Consider the following 8,757-nt stretch of genomic DNA (forward strand, 5'->3'; position numbering starts at 1 on the left):
AAAGCAAAACAGTATTAATGAACGAATTTTGTTTTTCATCATAAGTCTCCTTCTTAGTGGCATAGTTTGTATAATTCTTGTCGTATTAAAGTCGTCCAAATCTTTAGTTACATTGTATCATATGCTATATCCCATCTACAAATAAATCATAAAATAATTCAATCAACCTAAGCTTATTAAAATAAAAGTTTAGAAACATAGTCAGACTTCTGTTTCTAAACTTTATATCATTTTGTAAAATTATTTTATTTTTTATAATCGTCTTATTAGGTCTTTTTAAGATATTTTCTTGTGTCTAGAGCAACTGCAAATACAATAATAAAACCTTTAATAATGTTCTGATATTCAAAAGATATGTTAGCAAAAATCATACCGTAACTCATAACCGTAAATAATAATACGCCAGCTATGGCTCCTGATACTTTACCGACACCACCACTAAAAGAAATACCACCGACCACACAAGCCGCTATGGCATCCAGTTCATAATTAAAACCCGAACTGTTATTGGCACTACCGATTCGACCGGCTTCCAAAAAGCCACCTAAACCGTACAAGATACCTGCCATCACGTAAACCAATAGAAAGGTTCCAACCACATTGACGCCTGATACAGCAGCGGCTTCCGGATTACCTCCTACAGCAAACATATTCTTACCAAATACGGTCTTATTCCACAATACCCATACTATAATACTCACAATAACAGCATATATGACAAGATACGGGATATAGAAACCACCAGTAAATTTCAGTGGTCCAATACCTTCAATTCTGCCCAATATAAAATTCGAGTATTCTTTTGAAAGACCACCAATAGGTTGTCCACCTTGTTCCGGTGAATTATAATATAAAGTCAATACCCCATATAGCAGCACGCTCATACCTAATGTTACGATAAATGGATGTACTTTGAAAATTGCTACAATATACCCATTAATCATACTAAAAAAAGCACATACAGCCATGGCGATTAATAATGGTATCAATAATTTAACAAATGCTGGCATGGCTGTCAACCATATTTCCGGATAGAATCTAGAAGCATACGTTTCCGCTTGTGACAAGGATGCTGAGATTACCATAGCAAAACCAACGGATCGTCCTAAGGAAAGGTCTGTACCTTGTAAAATAATAATACCACCCACACCAAAAGCAAGAATTAACTTAACAGAGGACTGACTAAGCACGTTAATAAGTGTACGCACAGATAGGAAAGTCGGTTCCCTAAGTATAACAACAGCAATTAACATTGCCATAACAATATAGATGGCATTATTAACAAAGAAGTTTAACCAATCTCTTTTGTTCATATTTTTGAATCTGTTTATTCTAGCATTAATATTTCTTGTAAAATTCATTTTTCAACCACCTACTATAAATATTTTGCGGATAATTTTAATAAATCATTTTGATTCGCATTTTTTGTATCTAAAATATCTGCAACATAACCTCTGCTCATGACCATGATGCGGTTCGTAACGCCTAGAATTTCAGGCATTTCTGATGATACCATAATAATGGATTTCCCCTTATTGGCCAGTTCAATCATCAGATTATAGATGTCATACTTAGCGCCTACATCAATCCCTCTTGTTGGTTCGTCAAGAAGTAAAATGTCCGGATCTGTAACCAACCATCGTCCAATAATGACCTTTTGTTGATTGCCACCACTTAATTCTCGAATCAATGATTCTTGGCTAAATGTCTTAATTCTCATGCTGGCTATTTGTTTTTCTGTGTCAGAGAGCATTTCCTTTTCATTTAGCACGCCAAACTTACTGACATAGTTCTTAATATTAGCACTACATGTATTAAATCTAATGTTAGCAACCTCAAAGATACCTGTTGATCTTCTTTCTTCTGTTACAAGAGCTAATTTGTTTTCAATGGTTTTGTGCGGACTTGAATTGTTGAGTTTCTTGCCATCAATATGAATTTCTCCACTCTCAATTGTTCTCATGCCAAATATTGCTTCAACAAGTTCTGTTCTTCTGGCACCTACCAAACCATAAATACCTAATATTTCACCTTTTTTTAGTTCAAAACTAACATCATTCACCTTGGGTTCATATCGTGTTTTCAGGTTTTTGACCACCATTTTTACGTCCCCCGGAATATTGGTTACTGGTGGAAAACGATGACTTAAGTCTCTACCTACCATCATATTTATAACCTTATCCATATCTAAATCTTCGATAGAATTCGTACCAATATACTCGCCGTCTCTAAGTACCGTCACTTCATCTGATATGGCAAATATCTCATCCATTTTATGAGAAATATATACAATGCCACATCCTTGTTTTTTTAATGTTTCTATGATTTCAAACAGCTTATCTACTTCTTGTTCTGTAAGTGAGCTAGTTGGCTCATCTAGAATTATAACTTTGGCTTCATAACTGACAGCCTTGACAATTTCAACCATTTGTCTCTTTGATACAGACAACTCATTTAACCTTGTATTTGGATCAATATCATTAATTTTGATTTTTTTAAATAATGCTTTGGTATCTTGGTACATTTTATTCTCATCGACAAAGCCTCTTTTAGTTGGATACCGTCCCAACCAAATATTTTCACTCACCGTTCTTTTTGTTACTTGATTAAGTTCTTGGTGCACCATGGAAACACCATGCTCTAGAGCATGTTTTGGATCTGTAAAATTCACATTTTCACCTTTTAAATAGAAGGTCCCTTCATCTTGCTTATAAATTCCAAAAAGGCATTTCATAAGGGTCGATTTTCCTGCGCCATTCTCTCCCATAAGAGAATGAACTGTACCTTCTTTAACATCAAGACACACTTTGTCTAGAACCTTAACACCTGAAAAAGATTTGGATACACCTTCAATTTTTAGAATACTTTGTTTAACCATTTTTTCACCTGACCATATTCTTTTTTGCTAATAATACTGCCAACGCCTTTATTAAGACATTGGCAGCATCAAAAACTAATTATTTAAAGTCTGCATAATTTTCTGGTGTAACCGCTACATAAGGTACACGAACAGCTTTCACTGCATCTAGTGTCCAATCCGTACCTTCAATAGGGTCTTTACTCTTAGCTACATTTACGCCTAAATCAATGACGGCTTTAGCTTGGTTCTTACCATCATTAAGTACTGTACCATTCATTTCTCCTTCAGCAATATGGTTTAGAGCTTGTTCTAGAGCATCAACACCATAAACCGGGATTGTTACACCTTGTTCTTTCATCGCGTTGATAGCACCAAAGGCCATACCATCGTTATTACAGATGACCAACTCAATGCTGTCACCGAATGATGCTAACCAAGTAGCCATTTTATCATTACCACCATCTGTAGACCAATTTGGATCTGGTTGCATCGCTAATTCTTCAACCAGAATGCCCGCATCATCAAAAGCTTTAACCGAATATTCCGTTCTAGCTTCAGCATCTGGATGTCCTGGTTCACCTTTCAATAACACATATTGAACGGTTCCGTCACCATTTTTATCCCAATTAGGGTTTGCTTTCCAATCAGCCACCATCATGTCACCTTGGATAATACCCGCATCTGCTGAAGCCGTACCTACATACCACACTTTGTCGTACATATCCATTACGCCCGCTTCCGTTGCTTCTTTGTTAAAAAGAATTAGTGGAATATCAGCCTCTTTTGCTTTTTGAATAATTGTACTGGCTGAAGCTGGATCCACTAGATTAATTGCTAAAACATCAACACCTTGTCCAATAAAGATATCCACCTGGTCGTTGAGTTTGTTTTGTTGATTCTCCGAATCAACGATGTTGATTTTTATACCAGCTGCGTCAGCATACTCTTTCAATGCAGGAGAAACGACACCATTCATAAAGTTATCACCAAAATTGTAAATATTGGCTCCAATTACAATCTCTTCTGTTGCTTGGTCCGTTGTTGTGCTAGGACCTTTTTCACTACCACACCCCGCGATTGCCAATACCATTGTTAAAACTAAAATCACACTTAATAATTTTTTCATTTTTACCCTTCCTTTTTCGAATTATTTGTAAGGTTAATGTGTCAAAACTATATAGTTGAACTTTAACCTTTGTAATAAAGTACAATCAAAATATTGATTGCTTACTTTATTTAGTATATCATTCTAGAAAATTATTAAAATGTGATATTCTACTATCCTTTTTGTAAAATTTTGCACTATTCATTACTATGATACTTGTATGAAATTAGTATATATTTTTTGTCAACCAACTCATACTGTAGTTTTTCATCATTATTATCCAGGATATATTCTGCCAATTGCATAATGGCCTCTGCCATACTTTCCCCGTCATTAATGATTGTGCCATACATATATCCTTTTTTTGTAAGCAATTTGGCCTCTTCCAACCCGTCAATACCAACAATTCGAAAGGGAATATCTGTCACAATCCCATCTACTTCCATTCCAAAATATCCATTATCCATTAGGTATTTTGAAGCACCTATCGCCATGGCATCATTGTTACTAATTAACAACTCAATGTCTTCGCCAAATTCAGACATAATATCATGCATAGCTCGATAAGCTCTTGTTTCATTCCAATTGGCAACTGTTGTATGAAGTACTTCCACCTCAAATCCTCTATCTTCAAGACCTTCGATAACTGATTTTGTCCTTTCTTCAGCATCTTGGTGGCCTTGCTCTCCTTTTAAAATAACGCACTGAATAATGTGATCGCCATTTTTATCAAACCCACCTAGATTTTCAGTATCATTGCTCAGTCCCTCTGATATTAATTTGGCTTGCATCAATCCCGATTCTCTTGCATCTGTTCCGACATAATACACATCTTCGAAATATTCTAAGTCTTCTTTAAGGGGTTCTCTATTGAAAAAAATAATCGGAATCTCCTCTTGAAGTGACTTTCTCACAAAAACATAGGAGCTTAACCTTTCAACAGGATTTATCACCAACAAATCAACACCTTTTTCATATAATTCTTCAGCAATCTTGTTTTGTACAATTTGAGATTTTTGACTATCATAATATACAATATCATAGATCTCTGTATCATAGGCCTTTATATAATCCGAAACCCCTTTTATAAATGGGTCTTCCATGTCATAAATCAATACGGCAATCTCTTTCTTATTTGGTCCACATCCATTGGTCATAACTACTATTAATATCAGTGACATTAGGATAATTATTCTTTTTTTCATGTTTTATCTCCTCGTTTCAACACCTTTATTTCTAACTTTTCACGTGGTATACAGATACTTACCGTTGTGGTCTCGTCTAACTCACTCGTTATTCGAATATACGCTTTTTCACCATAAAATAATTTGATTCTCCGATATACATTTTTCATACCTATACTTCCTTTTTTATTACCATCTTCCATCACATGATGGATTTCTTCGATTTTTTCTTGGGTAATACCATAACCACTATTTGTAACCATAAGCTTAATATAACCATCTTGTTCAAAAACTTGAATCGATATCCAACTCTTTTGATCATCTTTATCAATTCCGTGGTATATGGCATTCTCAACCAATGGCTGAATTATCAGTTTCATAATTCGAAGTTCAGATATTTCCGGATTGCACTCAATCGTATAAACAAATCTATCATTGTAGCGCATTCTTTGAATCAATAAATAACTTTCTATATGTTGTAACTCTTCAAAAATCGGTATAAACTGTTTTCCTTTGGATAAACTTACTCTGAAATAGGTTGATAAGGCTCCGACTGTATCCACCAAGTCTTTGTTTCTATTTTCCTCAGCCAACCAGATCATACAATCTAATGTATTATACAAAAAATGAGGATTTATTTGATTTTGAAGGGCTCTGATCTCTGTCTTGCGCTTGCCTTCTTGTTCTTTTATTACTTCATTCATTAATGCATGTATTCGATCAATCATACTATTAAAGCCGGTAATAACAGTTGTTATCTCCTTTTGTCCTTCTATCTCCACCTTTGAATCATCATTTCCATGATGGAAGCGAACAATTGCTTTATTTAATTCTTTTAGGGGGTTTGTGATTTGCATGGCTACAAAATAAGCTACTAAAATTGTAATCAACATCGTAATAACAATGATACTTGCAGCTGTGTAGAAAGCGTTTGTCGTACCTTTTTTAAAAGCATCTATATCTTGAAACGTGGCTATACGCCAACGTGTCGAACCAATCGTATTCATATTAACAACCACATGGGTTCCATTAATCGTTAACGCCTCACTTCCAAAAATCAATGCTTTAACGGTACTGTAACTCTTACTATTATAGCCATATTGACTTTTGTCTGATGAATAGACAATCTGATCTTTTTCGTCCAAGATAAGGATATGCCCATTTTCCCCAAGATTGGATACATTTGACAAGGAATCTAATCCTTCGAAATTCATATCAATTAGCAATACGCCTTTTTTAATTACATCACCTTCTTGATATTCAAAGGCTTTGGACACAGAAATAACTTCACCCATGTTCACTTCATAGATTTCTTGTGTTCTTGGAGAAGAAAAATGCGTGACTTTATCATCAAAAATAGCAGTTTTATACCATTCTTGAAGGGCAATTAATGTAAACTGCATTTCTATGTCTTGTGAAGATACAACAACTTGACCCGAATTGTCAAAAAGCACCACAGATACAATGCTATCCTCAAGATTTTCTAAGGTTATAAACAAATCCAACACCTGCTCTTTGTCCATCATCATGTCATAGTCTAATGCTTTTTTTTGCAATAAATTCGCAATGCCTTCAACGCGACTTGTATAATTTTCATAATTAAAAACAATTTGTTTATTAATCTCACTGGCTTGATCATAAACAAGATCTTTACTTGTCTTTGTGCTGATATAATAAACAGATAATATAGATATTGTAACGGACACGGCCAATACAAATGTAATAGTTGCTATAATTGTCTGCATAATCGTAAAATGATTCATCGAAAATCTTTTAGTATGCTTCATTTTTTTTGAACTCCTTTGGTGATTGACCGGTTATTTTCTTAAAGCTATGACTAAAATAGTAAACATCTTTATAACCACATTTTTCAGCGATGGACACCATTTTATCTTCAGTGTTCTTTAATAACAGCTTTGCATGGTCAATTCTTTTAGAAACCAAGTAACGATTGAAGGTTGTTTCTGTCTCCTTTTTAAACAAAGTACTTAAATAAGATACACTAATATTAAAAGCATCACCGACCATGTCCATATTCATTTCAGAGTTATCGTAGTGTTGCTCCAAATAAGCAATAATCTCACCCATGAGTTTAGATGTTTTTTTTGTTTTTCTTGTAGCAATATCCGCTTTCATCTCAGAGATAAGTTTCGTTATCAATATCATAAAACCATCAATATTCTTAGCTTCAATATACGTCTTAATGGTATTAATATCTAAAGATCGCCTTAAATTAGCACTAACACTATCTGAATATTCTATTAATAAGCCGCTCAAGGTTACTATGACACAAAAAAAATCATAAAGATGCTCTTCTTTAATTTTTTTTGTAAGCTTCGCAATATACTCCGAGAAATCTTTGTCATTCATATACCTCATATTCTTTTTAAACTCATTAATATCTTCAACATTGAAGCTCTTCTTATCAGGAATTATATCGTTGTCCCCATAATAATTTATAGTATTAGAATCATCCATGCCATACGACTCTAATTCAAATTGGCTTTGTCTATACAGATCAAATAAATTATCAAATTGATCAGCAATACTGACACCCATTGCAATCTCGACTAAGATATATTTCTTTATATAGTTAATCACCTTATATAAAACAAGATCGAGTGTTTTCATGAAATCCTCTCTATCTGCTTTAACAATACTCACAATGTCTTGTCCGAACAGGATATGATAAGCATTGAAGCTCTCACCTACCAACTCTTCCATCATTAAAAAACACTGGTTCTTCTTCTTCTCTAATTCGATAATATTACCGGTGAAATTCATCAACCTTGTACAAATCACCACATGAGGTTGGCTGATGCTTATTCCTACTTCATTAGCCATAATCTCATCATCATTATTTAACTGATATTCATTTAAATAATGATAAATAATACGGTTTCTTACTTGATTTAACACCATTTCTTCTTTCAGCTGTATATGTTCATTTTCTGCATCTAATGATTGTTTTATCTTATCTAAGAATTCCTCAACATGACCACTTGTAATTGGCTTTGATAAATAGGCCACAACATCTAAATTAATTGCCTCCTTAAGATAAGTATAGTCGTCATACCCTGATATGATTGCTACTTTTACAGTTGGATAACTTTTTCGAATGATACGTGTCAACTCGATACCGTCCACAAACGGCATTTTAATGTCTGTAATGACTACATCCGGTGTATGTTCCTCTAACAAATCCAGTGCATCATAGCCATTTGAGGCTGATCCTATGACTTCAAAGTCTTTTTGACCTTCGATTTTTGATGCAATTCTTCCTCTTACTTCATCTTCATCATCTACCAAAACAATCGTATATTTCATATCTCACCTCTATCATGCCTTATAGAATTGGCTGTTTTTATGTAATCGTTGATTATAAGGCCTCTTAAAACCAAAGGAAGCTCATATCTTATATACTACAATAATACAGTCCTAAATATCTGTCTATCTTTTTATCTTATTAAAAAACAAGAATCTCCCACGCATCATTCACCCATCTATTCTTTTAAGTAAAGTTAATTATTTAACAAATAGGGTTGACGCACACACTTAAACGCGTTATAATAACACATAATTTCATATATTTATAGCAAGGATGAGGA

6 protein-coding genes are annotated in these 8,757 nt (G+C 34.1%); all 6 read right to left on the bottom strand.

Annotated features, from left to right (window positions below; genetic code table 11):
• Positions 1–266 precede the first annotated feature (266 nt).
• Positions 267–1,361 (bottom strand): galactose/methyl galactoside ABC transporter permease MglC, encoded by a 1,095-nt coding sequence (gene mglC, locus AC6F8J_RS02200; protein ID WP_500720605.1) that lies wholly within the window; start codon positions 1,359–1,361, stop codon positions 267–269.
• 14 nt (positions 1,362–1,375) lie between these two features.
• Positions 1,376–2,878 carry an ATP-binding cassette domain-containing protein gene (locus tag AC6F8J_RS02205; RefSeq protein WP_500720606.1) on the bottom strand — a complete coding sequence of 501 codons (1,503 nt, stop codon included), beginning with the start codon at positions 2,876–2,878 and terminating at the stop codon, positions 1,376–1,378.
• A 79-nt stretch (positions 2,879–2,957) separates the two neighbouring features.
• Positions 2,958–3,986, bottom strand: coding sequence for a substrate-binding domain-containing protein (locus tag AC6F8J_RS02210; RefSeq protein WP_500720607.1), 1,029 nt, complete (start codon positions 3,984–3,986; stop codon positions 2,958–2,960).
• A 176-nt stretch (positions 3,987–4,162) separates the two neighbouring features.
• The gene (locus AC6F8J_RS02215; RefSeq protein ID WP_500720608.1) at positions 4,163–5,170 is read right to left on the bottom strand and encodes a substrate-binding domain-containing protein; all 1,008 of its coding nucleotides are present in this window, start codon (positions 5,168–5,170) and stop codon (positions 4,163–4,165) included.
• Positions 5,167–6,936: a histidine kinase gene (locus AC6F8J_RS02220; protein ID WP_500720609.1), complete on the bottom strand. Its 1,770-nt coding sequence runs from the start codon at positions 6,934–6,936 to the stop codon at positions 5,167–5,169. Before AC6F8J_RS02220 ends, AC6F8J_RS02215 begins: the two co-directional genes overlap by 4 nt.
• On the bottom strand, positions 6,923–8,476 hold the full coding sequence (locus AC6F8J_RS02225) for a response regulator (protein WP_500720610.1): 1,554 nt from the start codon (positions 8,474–8,476) through the stop codon (positions 6,923–6,925). Before AC6F8J_RS02225 ends, AC6F8J_RS02220 begins: the two co-directional genes overlap by 14 nt.
• Positions 8,477–8,757 lie beyond the last annotated feature (281 nt).

It is taken from the genome of Petrocella sp. (assembly GCF_059865615.1).